Origin of the sequence: Thermus sp. (assembly GCF_037444525.1) — a bacterium.
Lineage (GTDB): Bacteria > Deinococcota > Deinococci > Deinococcales > Thermaceae > Thermus.
Map to the genome: position 1 here is coordinate 1 of NZ_JBBIMD010000032.1, position 24,277 is coordinate 24,277.

At 67.1% G+C, this 24,277-nt stretch carries 26 protein-coding genes and 1 pseudogene; 15 read left to right on the top strand and 12 right to left on the bottom strand.

Going from position 1 to position 24,277, the window contains the following annotated elements; all coding sequences use genetic code 11:
- Together WKI94_RS06615 and WKI94_RS06620 are read right to left on the bottom strand one after the other, a co-directional pair.
- Positions 1-1,247, bottom strand: a 1,247-nt coding sequence (locus tag WKI94_RS06615; protein ID WP_337844979.1) for an AMP-binding protein, incomplete at its 3' end; no start/stop codon positions are given.
- Between the two features lie 59 nt (positions 1,248-1,306).
- Complete coding sequence (locus WKI94_RS06620) at positions 1,307-2,260, bottom strand: MBL fold metallo-hydrolase (RefSeq protein ID WP_337844980.1); 954 nt, start codon at positions 2,258-2,260, stop codon at positions 1,307-1,309.
- A gap of 35 nt (positions 2,261-2,295) precedes the next feature.
- Between WKI94_RS06620 and WKI94_RS06625 the strand changes: the two genes are divergently transcribed.
- Both WKI94_RS06625 and WKI94_RS06630 read left to right on the top strand, forming a co-directional pair.
- Positions 2,296-4,368: a UvrD-helicase domain-containing protein gene (locus tag WKI94_RS06625; RefSeq protein WP_337844981.1), complete on the top strand. Its 2,073-nt coding sequence runs from the start codon at positions 2,296-2,298 to the stop codon at positions 4,366-4,368.
- Positions 4,365-5,075: a hypothetical protein gene (locus WKI94_RS06630; RefSeq protein ID WP_337844982.1), complete on the top strand. Its 711-nt coding sequence runs from the start codon at positions 4,365-4,367 to the stop codon at positions 5,073-5,075. The genes WKI94_RS06625 and WKI94_RS06630 overlap by 4 nt, the downstream gene beginning before the upstream one ends.
- 98 nt (positions 5,076-5,173) lie before the next feature.
- Here WKI94_RS06630 and WKI94_RS06635 read toward each other — a convergent pair whose 3' ends face one another.
- The 4 genes from WKI94_RS06635 to gltX are packed head-to-tail and all read right to left on the bottom strand — an operon-like array spanning position 5,174 to position 8,384.
- The gene (locus WKI94_RS06635; protein WP_337844983.1) at positions 5,174-5,578 is read right to left on the bottom strand and encodes a disulfide oxidoreductase; all 405 of its coding nucleotides are present in this window, start codon (positions 5,576-5,578) and stop codon (positions 5,174-5,176) included.
- A 17-nt stretch (positions 5,579-5,595) separates the two neighbouring features.
- Positions 5,596-6,510 carry a signal recognition particle-docking protein FtsY gene (ftsY, locus tag WKI94_RS06640; protein WP_337844984.1) on the bottom strand — a complete coding sequence of 305 codons (915 nt, stop codon included), beginning with the start codon at positions 6,508-6,510 and terminating at the stop codon, positions 5,596-5,598.
- Positions 6,511-6,513: 3 nt separating this feature from the next.
- Positions 6,514-6,957: a hypothetical protein gene (locus tag WKI94_RS06645; RefSeq protein WP_337844985.1), complete on the bottom strand. Its 444-nt coding sequence runs from the start codon at positions 6,955-6,957 to the stop codon at positions 6,514-6,516.
- Positions 6,958-6,974: 17 nt separating this feature from the next.
- Positions 6,975-8,384, bottom strand: a complete 1,410-nt coding sequence (gene gltX, locus WKI94_RS06650) for a glutamate--tRNA ligase (protein ID WP_337844986.1) — start codon at positions 8,382-8,384, stop codon at positions 6,975-6,977.
- A gap of 54 nt (positions 8,385-8,438) precedes the next feature.
- Between gltX and lptB the strand changes: the two genes are divergently transcribed.
- On the top strand, positions 8,439-9,167 hold the full coding sequence (gene lptB, locus WKI94_RS06655) for an LPS export ABC transporter ATP-binding protein (RefSeq protein ID WP_337844987.1): 729 nt from the start codon (positions 8,439-8,441) through the stop codon (positions 9,165-9,167).
- Positions 9,168-10,556, top strand: coding sequence for a DUF3084 domain-containing protein (locus WKI94_RS06660; RefSeq protein WP_337844988.1), 1,389 nt, complete (start codon positions 9,168-9,170; stop codon positions 10,554-10,556).
- On the opposite strand, the gene prmC is transcribed toward WKI94_RS06660, so the two are convergent.
- The 6 genes from prmC to rpmH are packed head-to-tail and all read right to left on the bottom strand — an operon-like array spanning position 10,503 to position 13,865.
- On the bottom strand, positions 10,503-11,315 hold the full coding sequence (gene prmC, locus WKI94_RS06665; RefSeq protein ID WP_337844989.1) for a peptide chain release factor N(5)-glutamine methyltransferase: 813 nt from the start codon (positions 11,313-11,315) through the stop codon (positions 10,503-10,505). The two genes, WKI94_RS06660 and prmC, sit on opposite strands and share 54 nt — an antisense overlap.
- Positions 11,278-11,865 carry a R3H domain-containing nucleic acid-binding protein gene (locus tag WKI94_RS06670; protein ID WP_337844990.1) on the bottom strand — a complete coding sequence of 196 codons (588 nt, stop codon included), beginning with the start codon at positions 11,863-11,865 and terminating at the stop codon, positions 11,278-11,280. Before WKI94_RS06670 ends, prmC begins: the two co-directional genes overlap by 38 nt.
- 11 nt (positions 11,866-11,876) lie before the next feature.
- Positions 11,877-13,163, bottom strand: coding sequence for a YidC/Oxa1 family membrane protein insertase (locus WKI94_RS06675; protein ID WP_337844991.1), 1,287 nt, complete (start codon positions 13,161-13,163; stop codon positions 11,877-11,879).
- Complete coding sequence (gene yidD / locus WKI94_RS06680; protein ID WP_337844992.1) at positions 13,160-13,408, bottom strand: membrane protein insertion efficiency factor YidD; 249 nt, start codon at positions 13,406-13,408, stop codon at positions 13,160-13,162. Before yidD ends, WKI94_RS06675 begins: the two co-directional genes overlap by 4 nt.
- A gap of 5 nt (positions 13,409-13,413) precedes the next feature.
- Positions 13,414-13,749, bottom strand: coding sequence for a ribonuclease P protein component (gene rnpA / locus WKI94_RS06685; RefSeq protein ID WP_337845003.1), 336 nt, complete (start codon positions 13,747-13,749; stop codon positions 13,414-13,416).
- Complete coding sequence (gene rpmH, locus WKI94_RS06690) at positions 13,719-13,865, bottom strand: 50S ribosomal protein L34 (RefSeq protein ID WP_016329972.1); 147 nt, start codon at positions 13,863-13,865, stop codon at positions 13,719-13,721. The genes rnpA and rpmH overlap by 31 nt, the downstream gene beginning before the upstream one ends.
- A 179-nt stretch (positions 13,866-14,044) precedes the next feature.
- Between rpmH and WKI94_RS06695 the strand changes: the two genes are divergently transcribed.
- The 11 genes and pseudogenes from WKI94_RS06695 to WKI94_RS06745 form a co-directional block, all read left to right on the top strand.
- Entirely contained in the window at positions 14,045-14,806 is a 762-nt protein-coding gene (locus WKI94_RS06695) for an ABC transporter ATP-binding protein (RefSeq protein ID WP_337844993.1), read from the top strand.
- Complete coding sequence (locus WKI94_RS06700; protein ID WP_337844994.1) at positions 14,803-16,731, top strand: long-chain fatty acid--CoA ligase; 1,929 nt, start codon at positions 14,803-14,805, stop codon at positions 16,729-16,731. The genes WKI94_RS06695 and WKI94_RS06700 overlap by 4 nt, the downstream gene beginning before the upstream one ends.
- Positions 16,728-17,621: a branched-chain amino acid ABC transporter permease gene (locus WKI94_RS06705; protein ID WP_337844995.1), complete on the top strand. Its 894-nt coding sequence runs from the start codon at positions 16,728-16,730 to the stop codon at positions 17,619-17,621. The genes WKI94_RS06700 and WKI94_RS06705 overlap by 4 nt, the downstream gene beginning before the upstream one ends.
- Positions 17,618-18,793: a branched-chain amino acid ABC transporter permease gene (locus WKI94_RS06710; RefSeq protein ID WP_337844996.1), complete on the top strand. Its 1,176-nt coding sequence runs from the start codon at positions 17,618-17,620 to the stop codon at positions 18,791-18,793. Before WKI94_RS06705 ends, WKI94_RS06710 begins: the two co-directional genes overlap by 4 nt.
- Positions 18,794-18,805: 12 nt before the next feature.
- Entirely contained in the window at positions 18,806-20,008 is a 1,203-nt protein-coding gene (locus tag WKI94_RS06715) for an ABC transporter substrate-binding protein (protein WP_337844997.1), read from the top strand.
- Positions 20,009-20,056: 48 nt separating this feature from the next.
- Positions 20,057-20,878 carry an ABC transporter ATP-binding protein gene (locus WKI94_RS06720; RefSeq protein WP_337844998.1) on the top strand — a complete coding sequence of 274 codons (822 nt, stop codon included), beginning with the start codon at positions 20,057-20,059 and terminating at the stop codon, positions 20,876-20,878.
- A gap of 40 nt (positions 20,879-20,918) precedes the next feature.
- Positions 20,919-21,659, top strand: coding sequence for an ABC transporter ATP-binding protein (locus WKI94_RS06725; RefSeq protein WP_337844999.1), 741 nt, complete (start codon positions 20,919-20,921; stop codon positions 21,657-21,659).
- Positions 21,652-22,458, top strand: coding sequence for a metal ABC transporter permease (locus WKI94_RS06730; protein ID WP_337845000.1), 807 nt, complete (start codon positions 21,652-21,654; stop codon positions 22,456-22,458). Before WKI94_RS06725 ends, WKI94_RS06730 begins: the two co-directional genes overlap by 8 nt.
- Before the next feature lie 15 nt (positions 22,459-22,473).
- Positions 22,474-22,917, top strand: coding sequence for an RrF2 family transcriptional regulator (locus tag WKI94_RS06735; RefSeq protein WP_337845001.1), 444 nt, complete (start codon positions 22,474-22,476; stop codon positions 22,915-22,917).
- Positions 22,917-24,053, top strand: a complete 1,137-nt coding sequence (locus WKI94_RS06740; protein WP_337845002.1) for a cysteine desulfurase family protein — start codon at positions 22,917-22,919, stop codon at positions 24,051-24,053. The genes WKI94_RS06735 and WKI94_RS06740 overlap by 1 nt, the downstream gene beginning before the upstream one ends.
- A 48-nt stretch (positions 24,054-24,101) precedes the next feature.
- Positions 24,102-24,277, top strand: a pseudogene (locus WKI94_RS06745) (3-phosphoshikimate 1-carboxyvinyltransferase); the annotation flags it as partial.

Sequence of the window (24,277 nt, forward strand, 5' to 3'; positions counted from 1 at the left end):
GCGCGTTGGGTTTCTTCTTCCCGGTTCCAGTAGCCTTTCATGATGTTGGGGCCTTTGACGATGAGCTCGCCCACCTCGCCCACCGGGACCTCCTTCCCCTCCTCGTCCACTACCTTGGCCTCCACGCCGGGGAAGGGTAGGCCCACGCTTCCAAGCTTCCTTGTCCCGTGGAGGGGGTTGCAGTGGGTCACGGGGCTGGCCTCCGTGAGGCCATAGCCCTCCACCAGCTTGGCCCCGGTGAGCCGTTCAAAGCGCTCGGCCACCTCCAAGGGCAGGGGGGCGGAGCCCGAGATGCAGGCCCGCACGCTTCTCAGGTTCCGCTTCTCGATCCCAGGGAAGTTGTTGAAGGCCACATAAAGGGTGGGCACGCCGGGGAAGTGGGTGACCTTGTGTTTTTCAATGGCCTCCACGATGGGGCCGATCTCGGGGCGAGGGAGGAGGACCAGCTTGGCCGCGCCCAGAAGGGCCAGGTTCATGGCCACGGTCATGCCGTAGACGTGGAAGAAGGGGATGGCCCCCAGGACCACCTCCTCTCCCTCCCGGAAGTCGGGGATCCAGGCCCGCACCTGTAGGGCGTTGCTGGAGAGGTTCCGGTGGGTGAGCATGGCCCCCTTGGCCACCCCCGTGGTCCCCCCGGTGTACTGGAGAAGGGCCAGGTCGTCCAGCTCCAGGGCCACGGGGCTTGGGTGCCCAGGGCGGAGGAAGGCCCGCCAGGGCACGCCCATGAGGGTCTTGGGCCAGGCCCCCTTGCGCTTTTGCAGGAGGGGGTAGAGGAGGTTTTTGGGGAAGGGCAGGTAGTCCTGGATGCCGGTGCGCACCAGAAGCTTGAGGGGGGCCTCGAGGGCGATTTCCTGGTAGCGGGGGAGGAGCTGGTCCAGGATGACCAAGGCCTCGGCCCTCGAGTCCAGAAGCTGGTGCCTAAGCTCCCGGGGGGTGTACATGGGGTTGGTGTTCACCGCCACATACCCCCCAAGAAGGGTGCCGTAGAAGGCGATGACGAACTGGGGGGAGTTGGGCAGCATCAGGGCCACCCGCGCCCCCCTGGGAAGCCCCGCCTCCTGAAGCCCCTTGGCGAAGGCCTCCACCTCCCGCCACAGGGCCTCGTAGGTGAGACTTCGGCCTAAAAACTCCAGGGCCACCTTTTTGGGGTAGCGGGCAGCGTTTTCCCGTAGGCGCTCGGGCAATAGCCAGGGCTTTGGGGCCTCCTTGGGGACCCCTTGATCGTAGTGGGCGTACCAGGGGTGCATGCCACCTCCTTGAACCGGGTCAAAGTCTACCCCCACCCCCTTCCGCCTGGCAAGGGCGTTTAGGCCCGGAAGTAGCGGTAGGGGGGTCCTTCCCGCCCCAAAAGCCCTTCCGCCCGGAGGTACTCCAGGTGGGCCAGGGTCTCGGCGAAGGCGAAGCGCCGCCCGGCTGCGTCCAGCTCCTGGGGGAAAAGCCTTAGGGATAGGCTCCAAGCGTCCATGGGGGCTTCCAGAAGGTCCAGGAGGGCCTCTAGCCTCTCCTCGTGGTGGCCTTTTAGCTCCTGGACGCGCCTTTTAACGTTCAGAATGGGGCCGAAGTGCCCCGCGTAGGCCACCCTGGCCCCTAACCCCGCCAGGCGGTCCAAGGAGGCCAGGAAGTCCTTTAGGGGGTTCTCCCGGGTGTAGGCCCACAGGCCCACGTTGGGGGAAACCCGTTCCAGAAGAGCATCCCCTGCGAGAAGCACCCCCTCTTCCTCTAGGAAAAAGGCCACGTGCCCGTCCGCGTGCCCCGGGGTCCAGACCGCCCTAAGCCTTCGCCCCGCCACCTCCAGCACCGCTCCGTCTTGGAGGGGAATGGGGCTTTGGGGGGGGTGGACCCGGGCCCGGGTCTTCTCCATGGCCTCCCGGATGCCCAAAAGCGCCTCTTCCGGGGTGCCGTGCTCTAGGAAAAGCCGCCAGGAGGCCTCCTCAAAGGTCTCCGGTGCCCGCCAGAAGAGGTGGCCGCGGGAAAGCTCTTCCTGGTGGAGATAGACCCGGGCCCCAAGCCCCTCCAAAAACCCCGCAAGGCCATAGTGGTCCGGGTGGTGGTGGGTGAGGAGGACGGTTTTGATGTCGGCGAAGCAGAGGCCGAGCTCGGCCAGGTAGAGCTCTAGGCTTCCCCGGGCCGTGCGGGTGTCCAGGGCGGTGTCCAAGAGGGCCACCTCCCCATTCCCCTTAAGCAGGTAGAGGTTCACGGTCTTTAAGGGGTAGGGGATGGGGATGGGGAGCTGGTAGAGGCCTTCCGCCAGGGCCTTCATGCCTAAAGTCTACCCCCCGTGGTAGACTTGGCCCCGTGGCCGTTTCCCCTGATGCTCTCCTCGCGCCCCTGAACCCCGCCCAAAGGGAGGCGGTGCTCCACTTCCGGGGCCCTGCCTTGGTGGTGGCGGGGGCGGGGAGCGGCAAGACCCGCACCGTGGTCCACCGGGTGGCCTACCTATTGGCCCACCGGGGGGTGTACCCGGGGGAGATCCTGGCGGTGACCTTCACCAATAAGGCTGCGGAGGAGATGAAGGCCCGCCTCAAGGCCCTGGTTCCCGGGGCGGGGGAGCTTTGGGTGGCCACCTTCCACAGCGCCGCCCTGCGCGTCCTCCGGGCCTACGGGGAGGCCATGGGCTTAAAGCCTGGCTTTGTGGTCTACGATGAGGCGGACCAGGAGGCCCTCCTCAAGGAGGTCCTAAAGGAGCTTGGGGTTTCCGCCAAGCCTGGCCCCCTGAAGACCCTCCTGGACCGGGCCAAGAACCGCGGGGAGGCCCTGGAGGCCCTGGAGATCCCGGACTACTACCTGGGCCTTCCCAAGGGGAAGGTCCTGGACGTCCTCCACCGGTACCAGGAGGCCCTAAGGGTCCAAGGGGCCTTGGACTTTGGGGACATCCTCCTCTACGCCCTGAGGCTACTTGAGGAAAACCCCGAGATCCTAGCCAAGGTGCGCAAGCGGGCCCGCTTCATCCACGTGGACGAGTACCAGGACACGAGCCCTGTCCAGTACCGCTTTGCCCGGCTCCTGGCGGGAGAGGAGGCCAACCTCATGGCCGTGGGGGACCCGGATCAGGGCATTTATTCCTTCCGAGCCGCGGACATCCGCAACATCCTGGACTTCACCCGGGATTTCCCCGGGGCCAAGGTGTACCGCCTCGAGGAGAACTACCGCTCCACGGAGGCCATCCTGCGCTTCGCCAACGCGGTCATCCAGAAGAACCGCCTGCGGCTGGAAAAAACCCTCCGGCCCATAAAGCCTGGGGGGGAGCCCGTGCGGCTTTACGCCGCTTCGGACGCCCGGGAGGAGGCCCGCTTCGTGGCGGAGGAGATCGCCCGCCTAGGCCCCCCTTACGAGCGCTACGCGGTCCTCTACCGCACCAACGCCCAAAGCCGCCTCCTGGAGCAGGCCCTGGCCGCGAAGGGCCTCCCTTTCCGGGTGGTGGGCGGGGTGGGGTTCTTTGAGCGGGCGGAGGTGAAGGACCTCCTGGCCTACGCCCGCCTCGCCCTAAACCCCGAGGACGGGGTGAGCCTGAGGCGCGTCCTCAACACCCCCCCAAGAGGCATCGGGCCCGCCACCCTGGCCCGCCTCGAGGCCCTGGCCCAGGCGGAGGGGGTGCCCCTCCTCGGGGCCATCCGCCTGGGGGCCGAGCGCTTTCCCAAGCCCGAGCCCTTAAGGGCCTTCCTCGCCCTTTTGGAGGAGCTTTCGGACCTGGCCTTTGGCCCCCCGGAGGCCTTCTTCCGCCACCTCCTCTCCGCCACGGACTACCCTGCCTACCTCAAGGAGGCCTACGAGGACGCGGAGGACCGCCTGGAGAACGTGGAGGAGCTCCTCCGTGCCGCCAAGGAGGCCCAGGACCTCCTGGACTTCCTGGACCGGGTGGCCCTCACCGCCCGCTCGGACCAGGATGGGGGCCGGGGCGTGGCCCTCATGACCCTGCACAACGCCAAGGGGCTGGAGTTCCCCGTGGTCTTTTTGGTGGGGGTGGAGGAGGGGCTTTTGCCCCACCAGTCCTCCTTGAGCACCCTGGAGGGCCTAGAGGAGGAGCGCAGGCTCTTTTACGTGGGGGTGACCCGGGCGGAGGAGGGGCTTTACCTCTCCTACGCCCGGGAGCGGGAGGTGTATGGGAGGCGGGAGCTGAGGCGGATGAGCCGCTTTCTGGAGGAGGTGCCCGAGGGGCTTTACCTCCCCCACGACCCCTACCGCCTCGAGCGCCCCCCCAAGCCTGCCCCCAGGGTCCAGGGGGCTTTCCGGGGCGGGGAAAAGGTGGTCCACCCCCGCTTCGGCCCCGGCACGGTGGTGGCGGCCCAAGGCGACGAGGTCACGGTGCACTTTGAAGGGGTGGGGCTAAAGCGCCTCTCCCTCAAATACGCGGATCTGCGCCCGGCATGAACCCCCTGCCCTACCGGAAGCCCCGGCCCTTTCTGGTGGTCTACCAGGGGGCCTCCCCCTTCTTCCACCGCCTCCAGGCCCGGGTGGCCGCGGCCCGGCTCCCCCTCTTCCCCTACCCCCTGGAGCTCCAAGACCCCTTCCAGGCCCTTTCCTGCCTGCGCCTTCTGGACTTCGCAGGCCTGGCCCTGGAGGAGGCCCTCCCCCCCCCGGAAGGGGTGCGCCTCGAGGCGGAGGCGGAGCGGGCGGGCCGGGTGGACCTCCTTCTGCCCTACGCGGGGGGGGTCTTGGGCCAGCACACGGAGGGCCTGGCCCTGGAGCGCTTCCTAAGCCGAAACTACCCCGGGGCCCGGGCCCTTTGGCTTGGCCCCTTACGTCCCCACCTGGCCCCTGCGCTTCGTCCCTTGGGCCAGGTCTCCGTGGCGGCGGAGAGTTTTGCCGAAGGGGACGCCTTCCTAGCCCGGCTTCCTAAGGGGGTCCGAGGGTACGTGGTCCTGAGGCGGGAGGAGGCCCAGGCCCTGGCCCTAAGGTCTGACCTCCTCATCCACGCCGGGGGGAGGCTTCCCCTAGAGCTTCTCCAGCCCTTCCACCATCTCCTGGCCCTCATCCCCCTGGACCCCCGCCTGGGGGAGCGGGTGGAGGGGGCCCATGGGCCCGAGGCGCTTTTGGACCTCCGGGTGGAGGTGGTCCTCGAGGGGCTGGGGTTTTAAGTACCCTGCCGAAGCTTTCGCTTCGGCAGGGGCCCCAAAAGAAGGGTTCAGCGGGCTTTTTCCTCGGGTTGCAAGGGGAGTTTTCAGCGCAAGGGCGCTTAGCGCCGGGCCTCCCGCGCCAGGAGGGCCATGCTAAGGGCGATGAGGGTGAAGGCGATCAGGGCCTGCAGGGGGATGGGGAACTGGGGGATGTACTCCACCGTGCAGGGCACCGGGGGTTTGCAGGCCAGGGTGAAGAGGTCGGGGAAGCGCTGCTGGGTCAGGTGGAGCAGGCTGATGCTTCCCCCCACCAGGGAGAGGAGAAGGCTATAAGGCCAGAGGCCGAGGTCGTTCCGGAAGAGGGCGAGCCCCAGGAGGAGGGCCTGGGGGTACATGAAGATGCGCTGGTACCAGCAGAGCTCGCAGGGGAGGAAAAGCCGCACCTCGGAGTAGTAGAGGCTGCCCAAGGTGGCCACCAGGGCCACCACCCAAGCGAAGGCCAGGAGGAGGGGTCCGCGCTTCATCCCTTAAAGCATACTCCTTAGGCCTCCAAGAGAGCCTCCACGAAGGCCTCGGGGTCAAAGGGCTGGAGGTCCTCCGGCCCCTCCCCCACGCCCACGAAGCGCACGGGCACCTTCAGGGCCTCCACCACCTGGACCAGGATCCCGCCCTTGGCCGTCCCGTCCAGCTTGGTGACGATGACCCCCGTAAGCCCCACGGCCTCGTGGAAGCGCCTGGCCTGCTCGAGGCCGTTTTGGCCCGTGACCGCGTCCAGCACCAGCCAGACCTCCCCCGGTTCCCCGGGGTCCGCCTTGCCAATGGCCCTTTTCACCTTCTTGAGCTCCTCCATGAGGCCCCCCTTGGTGTGCAGGCGGCCCGCGGTGTCCAGGAGGAGGAGGTCAAAGCCCCGGGCCTTCCTCGCGGTGGCGGCATCAAAGGCGAGGGCGGCCGGGTCCCCTCCTTCCTGGCCCTGGATCACGGGGAGGCCAAGCCGCTCTGCCCACTCCACAAGCTGGGCGCTCCCCGCGGCCCGGAAGGTGTCCCCCGCGCCCAGGAGGACCTTTTTCCCCAGGTTCCGGTAGTAGTGCCCGAGCTTGGCCACGGTGGTGGTCTTGCCCACCCCGTTCACCCCCACCACCATGACCACGTGCCCTTTGGGCTCCACCGCCTTGGGGCCTTGGGGCCTAAAGCCAAGCCGCCTCAAGGTGGCCCGCCGCTCCTCGGGCTCCAGCATCTGGACAAGTTTTTCCTTCACCGCCTCCTTCAGGTCCTTCCGCCCCGAGGCTCTAAGCGCCTTTAGGAGTTCCTCCGTGGCCTTAAGGCCCACGTCCGCCGCGAGGAGGGCGGTTTCCAGTTCCTCCAAGACCTCCTCGGGGTTTCCCCCCCAGGGGATGGCCCCGAGGAACCTCTCCCGGGTTTTGGCTAGCCCGGCCTTAAGCCGATCAAAGAAGCCCATGGCCTAGCGGAAGTTGGCCCCGAAGGCCAGGCGCCAGGTCTTGGGCCAGTCCCCGAAGCCGTAGACGTAGCTCCCTTCCAGGAAGAGGCCAGTGGTGGGCTCCAGGAGGGCCTCGAGGCCCCCGGTGAGGCTCACCCCCAGGGTGGAGGGGCCCTCAAAGGCCAATACCCCCCCAAGCCCCCCGCCCAGGTAGGGGAGAAGGCCTTGGAGGGTGGGGTCGTAGCGGCCCAGGTCGGGCTTAAAGAGGAGTTCACCCGAGGCAAAAAGCCCAGGGGCTGCGGGGGCAAGCTCCAAGAGGAGCCTTCCCGAGAGGTTCTCCCGCAGCCGGTTTTCCGCCCCAGCCCCGAAGGTGAGGCCCAGGGCCTCCCCGTAGCCGAAGCGGAGGCTTAGGGCGCTTTGGGCCGAGGCCAGACCGAGGAGGAGTAGGAGAGCGAAGAGGCGCTTCATCCCCTTAGTATACGCCTTCACAAGCCCAGGGCCCGCGCCAGCCGCGCCAGGACCCGCGCCTGGCCCAAAAGGGCCAGAAGCTCAAAAAGCCCTGGGGTTTCCAGGGAGCCCGTGACCGCGGCCCTGAGGGGCTGGGCCACTTGGGCGAGCTTGAGCCCCTTCTCCCCGGCAAAGCCCCGGAGGAGGGCCTCCAGGGTTTCCTCCCGCCAGTCCTCCAGGGCCTGTAGGCGGGGAAGGAGTTCTAAAAGGAGGCCCCTCCCCTCCGCCAGCTTGGCCCGGGCCCCTTCCGAGAAGGGGTAGCCCTCGGTGAAGAGGTAGGGGGCCTTTTCGGGAAGCTCCTTCAGGGTGTCAAACCGGGGACGCATGAGCGCCACCGCCCGGAGGAGGTAGGCCTCGCTTGGCCAGGTGAAGCCCCGGGCCTGGAGGAAGGGCTTCACCCTTTCCGCCACCTCCTCCAGGGGGAGGACCTCACGGATGTATTTTCCGTTCATCCAGCGAAGCTTCTCCAGGTCAAACACCGGCCCCCCCAGGGAGACCCGCTCCCAGCTGAAGGCGGCCACCATCTCCTCGAGGGTGAAGATCTCCCGCCCATCGGGCATGGAAAAGCCCATGAGGGCCAGGTAGTTCCTCAGGGCCTCGGGCAAAAACCCTTCTGCCCGGTACCAGTCCAGGGAGGTGTGGCTTTTGCGCTTGGAGATCTTGGTCTTGTCCGGGTTCCTCAGGAGGGGCATGTGGTAGAACTTGGGCACCTCCCAGCCGAAGGCCCGGTAGAGGAGGACGTGGATGGGGGTGGAGACCAGCCACTCCTCGGCCCGGATCACGTCCGTGACCCCCATGAGGTGGTCGTCCACCACGTTGGCCAGGTGGTAGGTGGGGTAGCCGTCGGACTTGAGCAGGACCACGTCGGGGATCTCGGCGTTGTCGTAGACCACCACCCCCCTAAGCTCGTCCCGCACCTCCGTGACCCCTGGGCGGGGCACCTTGAGCCGGATCACGTGGGGCTCACCCCGCCTGGCCCGTTCCTCCGCCTCCTCGGGGGGGATGTTCCGGGCCCGGCCATCGTAGCCCCCCTTTTCCTTGCGGATCCTTTCCAGCTCCTCCGGGGTCTCAAAGGCCCGGTAGGCAAAGCCCCACCTTAGGAGTTCCTCCGCGTGGGCGCGGTAGAGGGGAAGCCGTTCGGACTGGCGGTAGGGCCCGTGGGGCCCCCCGATGTCCGGCCCCTCGTCGTAGGGGATGCCAAGCCACTTGAGGGCAGCCAGGATCCGCTCCTCCGCTCCCGGCACGTAGCGGGTCCGGTCCGTGTCCTCTATGCGCACGAGGAAGCGTCCCCCGTTCTTCTTGGCCCAGACGTAGTTGAAGAGGGCGATGTAGGCCGTGCCCACGTGGGGGTCGCCGGTGGGGCTTGGGGCGATGCGGGTGACCACCATACCTCGCCCATTATCTCATCCGGGGCTAAAGGCCGGGCTTTAGGCTAAGGGGTAATGGACGGGGAGCTTAGGGCGGAAGGCCTGAAAAAGCGTTACGGTCCCAAGGAGGTGGTGAAGGGGGTGGACCTCTCCTTGAGGCGGGGGGAGATCGTGGCCCTCTTCGGGCCCAACGGGGCGGGGAAGACCACCACCTTCTACATGGTGGTGGGCTTCATCCGGCCCACCGCGGGGCGCATCTTCCTAAAGGGGAAGGAGGTGGGGGGGCTTCCCATGTACAAGAGGGCGCGGCTGGGCCTGGGGTACCTCCCCCAGGAGCCCAGCGCCTTTCGCCGCATGACCGCCCTGGAAAACCTCCTGGCCATCCTGGAGTTCCAACCCCTTTCCAAAGGGGAGCGGCTGGAGAAGGCCAAGGCCCTCCTGGAGGAGCTTGCCATTTACCACCTAAAGGATCGCTACGCCTATAGCCTCTCGGGAGGGGAGAGGCGGAGGCTGGAGATCGCCCGGGCTCTGACCACCGATCCCGACTTCATCCTTCTGGATGAGCCCTTCACAGGGGTGGACCCCAAGAACGTGCGGGAGATCCAAAAGGTCATCGCCGAGCTTCGGGAAAGGCGGGGGGTGGGGGTCTTCATCACCGACCACGCGGTGCGGGAAACCCTGGCCATTACCGACCGGGTCTACGTGATGTACGACGGGACCATCCTCTTCCACGGGGACCCGGAGACCTTCGCCCGGGACCAGGGGGTAAGGCGGCACTACCTGGGGGAGGACTACGAGCTTTAGATGACCTTCTGGGCGCTCCTCTTCCTCATCCTCTTCCTGTCCGCCCTGGTGGCCTACCTGGGGGACCGGGTGGCCAAGTGGGCGGGGAAGCGCCACCTGCGCCTTTTCCACCTGAGGCCCAGGCAGACGGCCACCCTGGTGGCGGTCCTCACCGGGGTGGGCATCGCCCTCCTCTCCTACCTGGGCTTCCTCCTCGCCTTCAAGGAGGCCCGGGAGACCATCCTCGAGGCCGAGGCCACCCGCCAGGAGCGGGACCGCCTGAAGGAGGAGGTCCGGGTCCTGAAGGAGGGGCAGAGGGCCATGGAGGCGGAGGCGGCGCGGGCCCTGGCCGAGCTCAACGCCCTTAGGGGGGAGCGGCGGGAGCTCCTCCTGGCCCTGGAGCGGGGGGAGGCCTTAAGGCGCGCCCTGATGAAAGAAGCGGAGGGGCTTAAGGCTGAGGCGCAGGCTCTAAGGGCGGAGCGGGACCGCCTGAAGGCGGAGGGAAAGGCCTTGGAGGCGAAGCTCGCTTCCCTCGGATCGGAGCTTTCTGCCAAGGAGGCAAAGGCCAGGGCGCTGGAAGGGAGGCTGGAGAAGCTGCAAAAGGAAGCCCGAGCCCTCGAGGCTGAGCGGGAGGCCCTCCTACGGGCTAAGGCCCGGCTGGAGGGGGATCTTGGGGAGCTAAGGGGGCTTCTTGCCCAAGCCCAACGGGAGAAGGCCCGTTTGGAGGAGGAGGTGGCGGCCCTTCGCCGGGCGTTGGCCCAAAGCCGGGACGAGCTTCGCCAGGCAGAGGGGCGGCTGCGGGATCTCCTGGCCCAGGCCCAGGTGCTGGAGGGGCAGAAGGGGCAGCTTTCCGCTAGCCTGGCCCGCCTGGCCCGGGGGCTGGACCTGGGGGTGGTGGTGCTGAAGGGGGGGGAGGGGCGGGAGGTGCTCCTAAAGGAGGCGGACCGGCGGGCCAGGGCCTTGGGCTTTAAGGGGGCCGAGCTCCTACCCCTCGCGCTTCCGGGCCCAGGGGTGGTCTTCCTAGAGGGGGCAGGCTACCGGGAGGGCCTCCTCCAGGTGGAGGGCCGCTTTTACCCCCTGCGCAGGGCCTTTTCTCAAGGGGAGGTTTTGGCCAGCGCCACCTTCCGCCTCGCGGGCGAGGCCCAGGCCCGGGAGGTTCTGGAGGCCTTGGGGAAGGAGGCCCGGGCCCGGCTCCTCGAGGCCGGCTTCCCCCCTGAGTACGCCGCCTTCCCCACCCCCGAGGCCCTGGCCCAGGGCTTGGGCCTCCTCCGGGGACGACGGGGGGTGGTCCGGGTAGGGGTGGTGGCCGAGGCCGAGGCCTTGACCACGGAGCCCCCCCTTCTCGCCTTCCGCCTCCTAGGGGGGCCGCCGAGCCCGGAGGTACCGGTCCCGACCCGCCAGGTCCCTTAAGACCGCCACCTCTTCCCAGCTCCCCGCCCTAAGCTCCTCTTCCAGGAGGGGGGCGTTTTCCGGGGCGAGCTCCAGGAGGAGATACCCCCCAGGCTTCAGCGCCCCCCACGCCTCCTCCGCCAGGGGCCGGGCCACGGAAAGCCCCTCTTCCCCGGCGTAGAGGGCCAGGGGGTTCTCGTAGGCCAGTTCCGGGGGGGCTTCCCCCCGGTAGCCCGCCGGCAGGTACGGGGGGTTGCTCACCACCAGGTCTAGGCCCTTCAGCCCCCCCGTGAGGGGGGCGGGGTGGAAGTGCACCTTAAGGCCCAACCTCTGGGCGTTCTCCCGGGCCAGGGCCAAGGCCCTGGGGTCTATCTCCGTGGCGTGGACCTCCGCCTCTGGGAGGTGGGCCTTGAGGGCCAGGGCGATGGCCCCGCTGCCCGTGCCCACATCCAGGATGCGGGGCTTTTGAGGCAGGGGAAGGGCGAGGGCCAGCTCCACCAGCCCCTCCGTCTCCGGCCGGGGGATGAGGACCCCTTCCTCCACTTTGAGGGGGAGGCCGAAGAACTCCACCTCCCCCAGGAGGTACTGGAGGGGGTAACCCCGAAGGCGCTTTTCCAAGAGGGCCAGGGCCTTTTCCTCGGCCTCTTTGGGCACCTCTCGGGTGAGGAGCGCCTCTAGGCGGCCCTTTCCCAGGGCCAAGGCCAGGAGGTCCAGGGCCTCGGCCTCGGGGAGGCCCGCTTCTCTAAGCCTCCTCCGGAGAAGTCCCAGGAGCCCCACCACGGGGGTAAACCACCACGTGCCGCTCCTCCCCCTCCCCCTGGCTTTCCGTGGTCACCTGGGGGTGCTCCTTGAGGAGCATGTGCACCAGCCGCCTTTCCGAGGGGCGCATGGGGGGAAGGGGAAGGGGCCGGCCCGTCCTTATCACCGTTTCCGCCGCCTCCTCCGCCAGCCGGCGGATCTTCTCCTCCCGGCGCCTGCGGTAGCCTGCCGCGTCCAGCTGCACCCGATAGGCCCCCCCGAAGGCCTTGGCCAGCACCACCCCTGCCAGGTACTCCGCGGCCTTTAGGGTTTTCCCCTCCTTACCGATGAACCGGCCCAAGTCCCCGCCTTTGACCTCCACCTTGAAAAGGTTCTCCTCCTGGCGCACCTCCACGTAGTGGGCGGGGTCCAGGCGGAGGAGGAGGCCCACCATGAACTCCTCCAGCACCTCCTTGGGGCCCTTGGGCCTGGCCTCCTTTCCCGTTTCCTTAAGCTCCACCCCGATGGGTCCTTCCTCTAGGACCCCGAGGTCGGAAAGGAGCTCGTCAATGTCCTTCTTGCGCTCGTTCATGCCCCTTTAGTTTACGCCTTCACGGGGGCCAGGCTCCGGTTGATGAGCCACTGCTGCACCAAGCCAATGAGGTTGGAGAGCACCCAGTACAGGGTTACCCCGGAGGGGAACTGGAGCACCAGGAAGATGAAGATCAGGTTCATGAAGAGGCTTTGCCGGATGAGGTCCTTGTTCCCGTGGGCGGAGAGCCAGGTGGAGAGGAAGGTGCTGGCCACATAGAGGGCAGGGAGGACGTAGAAGGGGTCGGGGAGGGCCAGGTCGGGGATCCAGAGGAAGCCTTGCCCAAACTCGTAGTTGGCGATGACCTTCCAAAGGATGAAGAGGATGGGCATCTGGATGAAAAGGGGCAGGCACCCGGCCGCGGGGTTCACCTTGTGCTCCTGGTAGAGCTTCATGGTGGCCTCCGCCCGCTTTTCGGGGTCGTCCTTGTACTTCTCGTTGATCTTCTGGATGAGGGGCTGGAGGCGTTGCATCTCCGCCATGCTCTTAAATTGTTGGTGCATGAGGGGCCAAAGGAGGAGGCGCACCAGGAGGGTGAGCGCCAAAATGGCCAGCGCCCAGCTTCCCGTGTGGCGGAAGGTCCACTCCATCACGTAGAGGAGGCCCAGGGAAAGTTGGCCCCAGAGGTTGGGCTGGAAGAGGCCGGAAAGGCCCAGGAGGCCCTCCACGTGGAAGCGCACCAGCTCGTTCTGGCCCCCATAGACCCTAAGGACCTGTCCGGGGGCCAGGCGCACCTCCGCCTTCTGGCCCAGAAGCTTGGCCGGAAACCCCTCCCAGGCCACCAGGGCGTAGCCCGCCTTGGGCCGGGTCTGGAAGGCCAGGTAGACCATCTCCCCTTCCCCACTGGGGGTGGGGGTTTGGGCCCCTTGGAGAAGGGCCTTGGGGGCCCCGGCGGCGCTTAGGGTGAGGGTAAGGGGGAAGTCGGCCTGGACCTCCACCGTGTACCGGCCCTTCTGAATGGTGTAGGTGAGGGTGCCTTCCGCTCCCCTAAAGCGGGCCAGGAGGCGGCCGTTTTCCTCCACGAACTCCGCCTCTTGGGCCTGGAACCCAAGGGGCGCCACCACCGGCCCCCCTTGGGCCAGGTTGGGGGCCCGGGTGTAGTCGGAGAAGAGGGTACCCTTGTAGGTCTTCACGTACCAGCCCAGGACGGCCCCGCTGGGGGTGAAGGCCAGGTCCATGACGTTGGTTTCGGCCACTTTCTCGGCCTGCCCGTCCCCGTTCACGTCCGCTTCCTTAAAGCGGGCCTCGAGGCCCAGGGCCATCCCCAAAAGGATGAAGAGGGCGAAAAGCCGCTTCACCGCCCCACCTCCTCGGCCCTCTTGGGGGGGAAGACGAGGGGCACGGGGTCCAGGCCGCCGGGGTTTAGGGGGTGGCAGCGCAGGATCCGCCGCACCGCCAGGTAGCTACCCCAAAACGCCCCGTGCCGTTCAATGGCCTCCAGGGCGTAGGCGGAGCAGGTAGGGTGGAAGCGGCAGGTTTTGGGCTTTAGGGGGGAGAGGAAACGCCGGTAGACCTTGACCAGGAGGAGGAGAAACCCACGCACGGGGCCTATTGTACCAGCCCGCTTTTCTTCAGGACCCGTGTGAGGTCCTGGAAGAGCTCGGCGAAGCCCGCCTCCCGGGCCTCGGGGGTGGCCACCAGGAGAAGGTGGGCCCGGGGCAGGTGGAGGCGGCGGAGGATCTCCCTTAGGCGCCGCTTCACCCGGTTCCGCACCACCGCCTTGCCCACCTTCTTGGACACCACGATGCCCACCCGGAGCTCCGGGGCGGGTAGCCAGCGGACAATTACGTACCGCCCCCGCCCGGTCCGCCCCTGGCGGAGGCGTCGGAAGGCGTTATCCCCCTTAAGGCTCCTTAGCGGTGCACCCTGGGTGTGAGCCGCCAGCGGCCCTTCTGCCGCCTGCGCTTCAGCACTTTGCGCCCGCCCGGGGTGCGCATCCTGGCCCGGAAGCCGTGGGTCTTGGCCCGTTTCCTGCGGTTGGGTTGCCAGGTCCTTTTCATCCATCTCCCTCCCTTGGGGCCTAGCCCCCGATACCCTGACGAGTGTACCATAAGGGCCTGGCCAGGCCCAACCCCTCGGGTGGATTCAGTGTAACGTTTTTTTGCCGAAGTGCATAGGATTGACATCCTTTTGTGGCCCCTGCTATACTTCCCGGCAAACGGTCGTTAGGGAGGCAGGTGTGGCCCAGCTAGAGGTGGAGAACATCACCCTTACCTTCGGGGGCTTGGCGGCCCTAAGCAGGGTTTCCCTGGAGGTGGACCGAGGGGAGCTGGTCTCGGTCATCGGGCCCAACGGGGCGGGGAAGACGAGCCTTTTGAACTGCATCTCCGGCTTCTACCACCCCCAGCGAGGACGCATCCTCTTTGAGGGGCACGACCTCACCCGGGCCACCCCCCACGAGGTGACCCGCAAGGGGGTTGCCCGCGCCTTCCAGAACATTGAGCTTTTCTCGGGCCTCACCGTTTTGGAGAACCTCATGCTGGCCCGCCACACCCACCTGCGCTACGGCCTCCTCCAGGCGGGCCTCTTTTACGGCTGGGCCCTAAAGGCGGAGGTGGAAAACCGCCGGGCGGTGGAGGAGGTCATAGACTTCATGGAGCTCGAGGCCTACCGCAAGGCCCCCGTGGGCAACCTCCCCTATGGGGTGAGGAAGCGGGTGGAGGTGGCTCGGGCCCTGGCCCTTTCCCCCAAGCTCCTCCTCCTGGACGAGCCCATGGCGGGGATGACCCTGGAGGAGAAGGAGGACATGGTCCGCTTCATCCTGGAGATCCGGGCCCGGGGCACCACCGTGGTCCTCATCGAGCACGACCTGGGGGTGGTTATGGACATCTCCGACCGGGTCTACGTTCTGGACTTCGGCCAGGTCATCGCGGAAGGCCCCCCGGAGGTGGTGGCCCAAAACCCGCGAGTCCAGGAGGCCTACCTGGGGGTGGAGGCGTGATCCGGCCCTCCTACGAGCTCAAGCGCTACACCCTCCCCCAGCTCCTCCGCCTACGGGCCTTGGAGGAGGGGGACCGGGTGGCCTTAAGGGAAAAGGACCTAGGCATTTGGAACGAGATCACCTACGCCCAGTACTACGAGAAGGTCCTCCTCTTCGCCCACGGTCTCCTCTCTTTGGGGTTCAACCCGGGGGATCGGATGGCCATCATCGCGGACAACATCCCCGAGTGGCTCTACGCGGAGCTTGGGGCCCAGACCGTAAGGGGCATCAGCGTGGGGGTGTACCAGAGCAGCCTTCCTCCCGAGATCGCCTACATGCTCACCTACACCGGGGCCAGAGTGGTCCTCGCGGAGGACCAGGAGCAGGTGGACAAGCTCTACGAGATCCGAAACGAGATCCCCCATGTGCGCCACGTGATCTACGAGGACGAAAAGGGCATGGGAAGCTACCGGGACCCCTGGCTCCTTTCCTTTGAGGAGGTCCTGGAGCGGGGCCGGGAGCACCGGAAGAAGAACCCCGAGGCGGTGGAGAAGTTCCTCCTCTCCGCCAGCCCCGAGGAGGTCTGCCACCTCTCCTCCACCTCCGGCACCACGGGCCGGCCCAAGGCGGCCATGCTCCGCCACCGGAACATGGTCCACATGGGCGTGGCCCTGCAGGAGGTGGACCCCTTGGAGCCCACGGACGACTATCTCTCCTTCCTCCCCCTCGCCTGGATCGGGGAGCAGATGATGTCCGTGGCCATGGCCCTCACGGGGGGGTTCGCGGTGAACTTCCCCGAGGAGGTGGAGACGGCCATGCAGGACCTGAAGGAGATCGGCCCCCACGTGATGTTCAGCCCCCCCAGGGTCTGGGAAGGCATCCAGAGCAACATCTTCGTGCGCATCTCCGAAAGCCCCCGCTTCAACCGCTTTGTCTACGAGAGGCTCCTTAGGGTGGGCTACCGGGCGGCGGACTACCGCATGCGAGGGAGGCCCATGCCCCCTGCCCTGCGCCTGGCCTACTGGCTTGCCGACCAGCTCCTTTTCAAGCCCCTCAGGGACCAGCTCGGGTTCTTGCGCCTCAGGCGGGCCTACACCGGGGGCGCCGCCTTGGGCCCCGACACCTTCCGCTTCTTCCACGCCATCGGGGTGAACCTCAAGCAGATCTACGGCCAGACGGAGATCATCGGCATCGCCTTCGTTCACCGGGATGGGGACATCCGCTACGATACCGTGGGCAAGCCCATCCCCGGCACCGAGGTGCGGATCAGCGAGGAGGGGGAGATCCTCTGCCGCTCGGACGCGGTCTGTGCGGGGTACTGGGAGCGGCCCGAGGCCACGGCGGAAACCTTCCGGGACGGCTGGCTCCACACGGGGGACGCGGGCTACCTCACGGAAGACGGCCACCTGGTGGTTATAGACCGCCTCTCCGACGTGATGCGCACCCAAAGTGGGGAGATCTTCAGCCCCCAGTTTGTGGAGAACAAGCTCAAGTTCAGCCCCTACATCAAGGAGGCGGTGGTCTTCGGGGACCGGAAGCCCTACCTGGCCGCCTTCCTCAACGTAGACCCCCAGACCGTGGGCAAGTGGGCAGAGGACCGGGGCCTGGCCTACACCACCTACCTGGACCTCTCCACCAAGCCCGAGGTGGCCGAGCTCATCCGGAAGGAGGTGGAGGGGGTGAACCGGGACCTGCCCGAGGCCCTAAAGGTGCGCCGCTTCCTCCTCCTGCCCAAGCTTTTGGACGCGGACGATGAGGAGCTCACCCGTACGGGCAAGGTGCGGCGGGGCCTCATCGCCAGGAAGTACGGGGCCCTGGTGGAGGCCCTGTACTCCGGGGTGGAGGAGGCGGAGGTGGAGACGGAGTTCCGCTACCAGGACGGAACCGTCCAGCGCCTGAAGGCGCGGGTGCCCATCCTGACCCTTAGGGAGGAGGTGCCGGCGTGAGCTTCTTCCTGCAGGTGCTCTTTTCCGGGGTGGTTCTGGGCCTGATCTACGCCCTGGCCGCCTTGGGGTTCGTGCTCATCTACAAGGCCAGCCGGGTGGTGAACTTCGCCCAGGGGCAGTTCATCGCCATAGGGGCGTTCACCACCTACTTTGCCATGGTTTCCTTGGGGCTTCCCTTTCTGGTTTCCGCGGCCTTGGCCCTGGCCTTCACCGCCCTTTTGGGCTTTGGGGTGGAGCGGCTCTTTCTTAAGCGCATGGTGGGCCAGCCCATCATCGCGGTGATCATGGCCACCATCGGCCTGGCCTCCTTCTTGGACGGCCTCATCCACCTTACCCCCTTTGGCGCGGGCAACTTCAGCTACCCCCCTTTCCTGCCGGCTGGGGGTGTGGCCTTCCTGGGGGTTCAGATCTCCTACGCCCAGCTCCTGGCCGTGGCCTTTACCCTGGCCTTCCTCCTCCTTTTCACCTGGTTTTTCCAGCGTTCCACCCTAGGCGTCGCCATGCGCAGCGTGGCCGACGATCAGATGGCCGCCATGAGCCTCGGGGTTTCTGTGGAACGGGTTTTCGCCCTGGCTTGGGCCGCCGCGGGGCTTACGGCCGCCGCCGCGGGGCTTGTGGTGGGCACCATCTCCGGCCTCAACCTGGACGGGCTGGTCCATATCGGCCTCAAGGTCTTCCCGGTGGTCATCCTGGGAGGGCTGGACTCCATCCCGGGGGCGGTGGTGGCGGGGATCCTCATCGGGGTTTTGGAAAACCTGGCCGCGGGCTACCTGGACGCCTACGTTCCCGGCGGGGGGACGCGGGACGTCTTTCCCTTTTTGGCCTTGCTCTTGTTCCTATGGTTTAGGCCCCATGGCCTTTTTGGCACGGAGGAGATTGAGCGCGTATGAAGAACTCTTGGGCCCAGACCGGCAACTACAAGACCCGCTACGAGGAGGACGCCTCCCTCTTCGCCACCCACCGGGAGCTCCTTTCCCTCCTCCTCTTCCTGGGGGCTCTTTTGGTTCTCCCCCAGCTTCTTCCCCGAACCCAGGTCTTCATCCTGGACCTCATCCTGGTCTATGCCATCGCGGTGCTGGGGCTTAACATCACCACGGGCTACGCCGGCCTCATCAACATCGGCCAGGCGGCCTTCATGGGGGTGGGGGCCTACACCGCGGCCCTCCTCGCCCCCTTGGGCCTCCCCTTTTGGCTCGTCCTCCCCATAGGGGGCCTGGTGGCGGCTTTCTTCGGCTACCTGGTGGGCATCCCGAGCCTAAGGGTGAAGCACCTTTACCTGGCCCTGGCCACCTTGGCCTTCCAGGTGGTCTTTGAGTGGAGCGTGGGCCACCTGCCCCTCCTGAAGCAAGGGGGGGCCATGGAGATGCCCCGGGTGGCCTTCTTGGGCTATGAGGTGGGCTTTCGCAACCACTACCACTTTTGGTACTACGTGAGCCTGGCCCTTCTGGTGGGCCTGGCCCTCTTTTGGCGCAACCTCCTCCGCACCAAGTACGGCCGCGCCTTGGTGGCGGTGCGGGACAACGACCGGGCCGCGGATGCCATGGGCATGGACCCCGGCCGCACCAAGCTCTTCGCCTTCGCCCTGGGGGCCTTCTACGGGGGGGTGGCAGGGGTGCTTTACGCCTACCTTTCCCGGGCGGCGGATGCCATGGGCATGGACCCCGGCCGCACCAAGCTCTTCGCCTTCGCCCTGGGGGCCTTCTACGGGGGGGTGGCAGGGGTGCTTTACGCCTACCTTTCCCGGGCGGTGGTGATAGAGGACTACACCTTTGCGGTTTCCATCAAGCTCCTGGCCATGGCCATCGTGGGGGGGCTTGGCACCCTGGTGGGGAGCTTCCTTGGCCCCCTTTTCCTGGAGCTTTTGGATGTGAACATGGAGGCCTTGTCTCAGACCATCAAGGCCCTCGGGTTCAGTGTGGCCGGGGTGGACGTGGCCAGCGCGCTTCGTCCTTTGATCTTTGGGCTCGTGATCCTGCTCTTCCTGATGTTTGAGCCCCGGGGGCTTTACAACTGGTGGCGTTTGGTGCGAAGCTACCTTCGCACCTGGCCGTTTAGGTACTAGGGAGGGATGCGTATGCAGAAGCGGTGGTTAGGCGTTTTGGCGGCGGCGGGGCTGGCTTTGGGCCAGCAGCAGGTGACCTTGTTCTGGTCGGGGGCCATCACCGGGCCCACCTCGGATGCGGGGGCGCCCTACGGGGCGGCGGTGGAGGACTACTGCAAGTACGCCAACGAACGGAAGCTGATTCCCGGGGTGGTCCTGAACTGCGTGGTGCGGGATGACCAGTACAACAACGCCAACACCCAGCGCTTCTTTGAGGAGGCGGTGGACCGGTTCAAGATCCCCCTCTTCCTCTCCTACGCCACGGGGGCCAACCTCCAGCTCAAGCCCCTTATCCAGGAGCTGAAGATCCCCACCATTCCCGCCTCCATGCACGTGGAGCTGGTTGACCCCCCCAACAACGACTACTTCTTCATCCCCACCTCCACTTACTCCGAGCAGGTGGTGGCCCTTCTGGAGTACATCGCCAAGCAGAAGAAGGGGGCCAAGGTGGCCCTGGTGGTCAACCCCTCCCCCTTCGGCCGGGCGCCCGTGGCGGACGCCCGCAAGGCGGCTCAGCAGCTCGGCCTCCAGATCGTGGACGTGCAGGAGGTGGGGGGCGGGAACCTGGACAACACCGCTCTCCTCAAGCGCCTCGAGGCCCAGGGGGTGGAGTACATCGTCCACCAGAACGTAGCCGGGCCCGTGGCCAACATCCTAAAAGACGCCAAGCGCCTGGGTTTGGACAAGAAGATCCAGCAGCTAGGGGCCCACTACACCGGCGGCCCCGACCTCATCAACCTGGCGGGGGAGGCGGCGGAGGGCTTCCTTTGGGCCACCAGCTTCTACATGTACGAGGAGGACGCCCCGGGGATCCGGCTCCAGAAGGAGTTGGGCAAGAAGTACGGCCGTCCGGAGGCCATCGTGCGCAGCACCAACTACACCAACGGGATGCTGGCCGCAGCCATCGCGGTGGAGGCCATGCGCCGGGCTCAGGAACGGTTCAAGCGCATTACCAACGAGACCGTCTACCAGGCCATCGTGGGCATGAACGGTCCCAATGCCTTTAGGCCCGGCTTCGCTGTCTCCACCAAGCAGGGGATAGAGATTGACTTCACCAAGAGCGAGCACACCGGCGCGGAGGGCCTCCGGATCCTCGAGGCCAAGGGGGGCCGTTTCGTCCCCGTGACCGAGCCCTTCACCTCGGCCCTCTTCCGCAAGGTCCACTACGGCAAGTAGCCCCTAGACCTGGGGGGTGGGGAAGACCCCACCCCCCTTCCCCCAGCCATGACCCCGGTCCGACCCGAAGACCTAGGCCCCATCCTCCTTTTGGTCAACAACATAGAGGTGGTGTACCACGACATCATCCAGGTCCTAAGGGGGGTTTCCCTGAAGGTGCCCGAGGGGCGGATCACCGCCCTCTTAGGCCCCAACGGCGCGGGGAAGACCACCACCCTAAGGGCCATCTCCGGCCTCCTCCTCCCCGAGGACGGGGAGGTGATCCGGGGGGAGATCCTCTATGGGGGCAGGCCCATCCAAAACCGCCCCCCGGAGGAGATCGTCCGTTTGGGCATCGTCCAGGTCCTGGAGGGGCGGCGCGTCTTCAAGCACCTCACCGTGGAGGAGAACCTCCGGGTGGGCACCCTGGTGCAGGGGGGGCGGGCCGGGGAGGAGCTGGAGCGCATCTACCACTACTTCCCCCGCCTCTTTGAGCTCCGCCACCGGCTTGCGGGCTACTGCTCTGGAGGGGAGCAGCAGATGATCGCCATTGGCCGCGCCCTCCTCACCAAGCCCAGGCTCCTCCTCCTGGACGAGCCTTCCTTGGGCCTTGCCCCCCTTTTGGTGCGGGAGATCTTTGACATCGTGGCCCGGGTGAACGCGGAGGAGGGGGTTACCGTCTTGGTGGTGGAGCAGAACGCCCGCATGGCCCTTTCCGTGGCCCACTACGGCTACATCATGGAGACGGGGCGCATCGTCCTGGAGGGGAGCCGGGAGGACCTTTTGGAGAACCCGGACGTGCAGGAGTTTTACCTGGGGGTGGCCAAGGGCGGGGGGCGGAAGAGCTTCAAGGAGGTGAAGGCCTACAAGAGGCGCAAGCGCTTCATGTGAGGCCTTGACGGGATATTGAAAACTTATTATCATCCAAGGCGTGCGGGCCGTGGAGGCCAAAGGCCTTTCCGTTCGCTTCGGGGACTTCCTGGCCCTGGAGGGGGTGGACCTCGAGGTCCCCGAGGGGGCCTTCGTGGCCATCATAGGGCCCAACGGGGCTGGGAAGAGCACCCTCCTTAAGGCCCTTCTGGGCCTGGTCCCCTTCCAGGGGGAGGTGGGGCTTTTGGGGAAGCCCCTTAAGGCGGTGGACCCCAAGGCCTTAGGCTACGTGCCCCAGATCAAGGCCTTTGACCGCACCTTCCCCGCCCTAAGCCTGGAGCTCGTGGCCACGGGGCTAAGGCCCACCTGGCCCTTCCGCCTGGCGAGGGAGGGGCGCGCCCTGGCCCTGGAGGCCCTAAAGCGGGTGGGGGCGGAGGCCTTGGCGGAAAGACCCCTGGGGCGGCTTTCGGGGGGAGAGCTCCAGCGGGTCTACCTGGCCCGGGCCCTGGTGCGCAGGCCCCGGCTTCTCTTCCTGGACGAGCCCGCCACGGGGGTGGACCGGGTAGGGGAGGTGGACCTTTACCGCTACCTCGAGGCCTATCAGGCGGAGACCGGGGCCACGGTGCTCATGATCACCCACGACCTGGACGCGGCCCACCACGCCAGCCACGTGTTGGTGCTGAACCGGAGGATCGTCGGCTTCGGACCCCCGGAACGGGCCCTTTCCGAGGCCTGCCTGCGCCGGGCCTTCGGCCACCTGGGCCACTCCCATGGGGTCTACGCGGGGAGGAAGGATGCTTGAGGCCCTGGCCTACCCCTTCTTCCAGCGGGCCCTTTTGGCGGGGCTTGGGGTGGCCCTCTTTGCCGGGTTCCTGAGCCCCTTCGTGGTGCAAAGGCGGCTTTCCTTCCTGGGGGATGGCCTGGCCCACGCGGCCTTTGCCGGGGTGGCCCTGGGGCTTTTCCTGAGGGAGGAGCCCCTTTATCTGGCCCTTCCCTTCACCCTCCTGGTGGCCCTCCTCATCACCTGGGTGAAGGAGAGAACCCCCCTTTCCGAGGACACGGCCATTGGGGTCTTCTTCGCCCTTTCCGTGGCCTTGGGGGCTATCTTCCTCTCCCGGGCCCGGGGGTACGTGGGGGATGCCATGGGCTACCTCTTTGGCTCCCTCCTCTTCGTGGGGCCCAATGATCTTCTCGCCCTAGGGGTGCTCCTCATTTTCCTCCTCCTCGCCCTCCCCCTTTGGGGAGCCTGGGCCTACGCCACCTTAGACCGGGAGCTGGCCTTGGCGGACCGGCTCCCTGTGGTCCTGCACGACTACCTCCTCTCCGCCCTGGTGGCCCTGGGCCTGGTCCTGGCGGTGAAGCTGGTGGGGGCCATCCTGGTGGCGGCCTTCCTCGTCATCCCTGGGGCCGCGGGTAGGCTCCTGGCCCGCACCTTTTCGGGCATGACCCTCCTTTCCTTGGGGTTCGCCCTCCTCTCCACCCTGCTTGGCCTCCTCCTCGCTCTCCTCCTGGACCTACCCAGCGGGGCCAGCGTGGTCCTGGTCCAGACCCTCCTCTTCGCCCTGGCCCTCCTTAAACCCGCATTCCCGGGCGGGAAATAGGCGTATACTGGGGGCATGTGGGTGTCCACAAAGGCCCAGTACGGCCTGCGGGCCCTGGTGGAGATCGGCCTCCGCGCCCCCCAGGCGGTGCCCCTCAAGGAGGTGGCCGAGGCCCAGGGCATCAGCCTCCACTACCTGGAGCAGATCGCCGCTCAGCTCCGCCGCGCGGGCTTCATCCGCTCCGTGCGCGGGGCCAAAGGGGGGTACCGCCTGGCCCGCCCCCCCGAGCGGGTCACCGCCCTGGAGGTGGTGGAGGCCCTGGAGGGGAGCCTGGCCCCCGTGTCCTGCATTGAGGACCCGGAAAGCTGCGCCAAGGTGGGCCAGTGCTCCACGGAGCTCCTTTGGAAGCGGGTGGACCTGGCCATGCGGGGGGTCCTGGGGGGGACCACCCTCAAGGACCTCATAGAGGAGAGGAGGCTTCTGGAGCAGAGGAGGCTCATCCAGCTGGAGGCGTCCTAGTGGAGCGCAAGGCGAAGGGGATCTACCTGGACTACGCCGCCACCACCCCCCTGGATCCGGAGGTGGCCGAGGCCATGCGGGCGGTGGAGGGGGTGTTCGGCAACCCCTCCAGCGTGCACCGCTTTGGCCAGGGGGCGCGGAAGGTCTTGGAGGAGGCCCGGGAACGGATCGCCCACCTCCTTGGGGCCTCCCCCCGGGAGGTGGTCTTCACCGCCTCGGGCTCGGAGGCGGATGCCCTGGCCCTCCTCGGGGTGGCCCTCGCCCGGGGGCGGGGGCACGTGGTGAGCACGGAGGTGGAGCACGCCGCCGTTCTGGGGGCCCTAAGCCTTTTGGAGCGCTTGGGCTTTGCCGTGACCCGCCTGAAGCCCGACCGCCAGGGGCTGGTTCACCCCGAAGCGCTGGAGGAGGCCTTGCGCCCCGACACCTTCCTGGTGAGCGTCATGCTGGCCAACAACGAGACTGGGGCCCTTTACCCCGTGCGGGCCTTCGCCGAGGTGGCCCACCGCCACGGGGCCCTTTTCCACACCGATGCGGTGCAGGCCGTGGGCCAGGTGCCCGTGCGCTTTGCGGAGCTTGGGGCCGACCTCCTCTCCTTTAGCGCCCACAAGTTCTACGGTCCCAAGGGCATCGGGGGGCTTCTGGTGCGCCGGGGGGTTGGCCTTTACCCCCTTATCCCTGGGAAGCAGGAGGGGGGCAGGCGGGGGGGAACCCCAAGCCCCATCTTGGCCCACGGGATGGCGGTGGCCCTGGAGAAGGCCCTTAGGCTCCTTCCCGAGGAGTCGGAAAGGCTTTTGGCCCTGAGGGACCGCCTCGAGACCGGCCTCCTCTCCGTGGAGGGGGTGGAGCGGAACGGTCCCAAGGAGGGCCGGCTTCCCAAGATCACCAACGTCACGGTGAAGGGGGCGGACGGGGAGACCCTCCTCCTGGCCATGGACTTCCTGGGGGTGGCGGTCTCCTCGGGGTCGGCCTGCAGCGCGGGGAGCCTCGAGCCCTCCCACGTCCTTCTGGCCATGGGCCGCACCCCCAAGGAGGCCCGGGCCTCTTTGCGCTTCTCCCTGGGCCGCTTTACCACGGAGGAGGAGGTGGAGGAGGCCATCCGTGCCTTCCGGGAGGCGGTGGCGCGGGCCCGGGCGTAAGCGCCCCGCGCGCTCCCTAACCGGGGAGTGCTTAGTACACTCTAGGGCATGGACCGGTCTTTCCTGGACCTGAAAGCGGAGGGTCCCCTGCGGGGCGTCTTGAGGGTTCCCGGGGACAAGTCCGTGACCCACCGGGGCCTCCTGCTCCTGGCCTTAAGCGAGGGGGAGGGAAGGCTTTTTTACCCCTTGAAGGCGGGGGACACCCTCTCCACCGCCAAGGCCAT

Bases quoted from the DNA above. Each gene is read 5' to 3' on its own strand.
- WKI94_RS06620 (WP_337844980.1), bottom strand. From the start codon at position 2,260: ATGAAGGCCCTGGCGGAAGGCCTCTACCAGCTCCCCATCCCCATCCCC.
- WKI94_RS06630 (WP_337844982.1), top strand. From the start codon at position 4,365: ATGAACCCCCTGCCCTACCGGAAGCCCCGGCCCTTTCTGGTGGTCTAC.
- WKI94_RS06635 (WP_337844983.1), bottom strand. From the start codon at position 5,578: ATGAAGCGCGGACCCCTCCTCCTGGCCTTCGCTTGGGTGGTGGCCCTG.
- ftsY (WP_337844984.1), bottom strand. From the start codon at position 6,510: ATGGGCTTCTTTGATCGGCTTAAGGCCGGGCTAGCCAAAACCCGGGAG.
- WKI94_RS06645 (WP_337844985.1), bottom strand. From the start codon at position 6,957: ATGAAGCGCCTCTTCGCTCTCCTACTCCTCCTCGGTCTGGCCTCGGCC.
- gltX (WP_337844986.1), bottom strand. From the start codon at position 8,384: ATGGTGGTCACCCGCATCGCCCCAAGCCCCACCGGCGACCCCCACGTG.
- lptB (WP_337844987.1), top strand. From the start codon at position 8,439: ATGGACGGGGAGCTTAGGGCGGAAGGCCTGAAAAAGCGTTACGGTCCC.
- WKI94_RS06660 (WP_337844988.1), top strand. From the start codon at position 9,168: ATGACCTTCTGGGCGCTCCTCTTCCTCATCCTCTTCCTGTCCGCCCTG.
- WKI94_RS06670 (WP_337844990.1), bottom strand. From the start codon at position 11,865: ATGAACGAGCGCAAGAAGGACATTGACGAGCTCCTTTCCGACCTCGGG.
- rpmH (WP_016329972.1), bottom strand. From the start codon at position 13,865: ATGAAAAGGACCTGGCAACCCAACCGCAGGAAACGGGCCAAGACCCAC.
- WKI94_RS06710 (WP_337844996.1), top strand. From the start codon at position 17,618: ATGAAGAACTCTTGGGCCCAGACCGGCAACTACAAGACCCGCTACGAG.
- WKI94_RS06715 (WP_337844997.1), top strand. From the start codon at position 18,806: ATGCAGAAGCGGTGGTTAGGCGTTTTGGCGGCGGCGGGGCTGGCTTTG.
- WKI94_RS06720 (WP_337844998.1), top strand. From the start codon at position 20,057: ATGACCCCGGTCCGACCCGAAGACCTAGGCCCCATCCTCCTTTTGGTC.
- WKI94_RS06730 (WP_337845000.1), top strand. From the start codon at position 21,652: ATGCTTGAGGCCCTGGCCTACCCCTTCTTCCAGCGGGCCCTTTTGGCG.
- WKI94_RS06735 (WP_337845001.1), top strand. From the start codon at position 22,474: ATGTGGGTGTCCACAAAGGCCCAGTACGGCCTGCGGGCCCTGGTGGAG.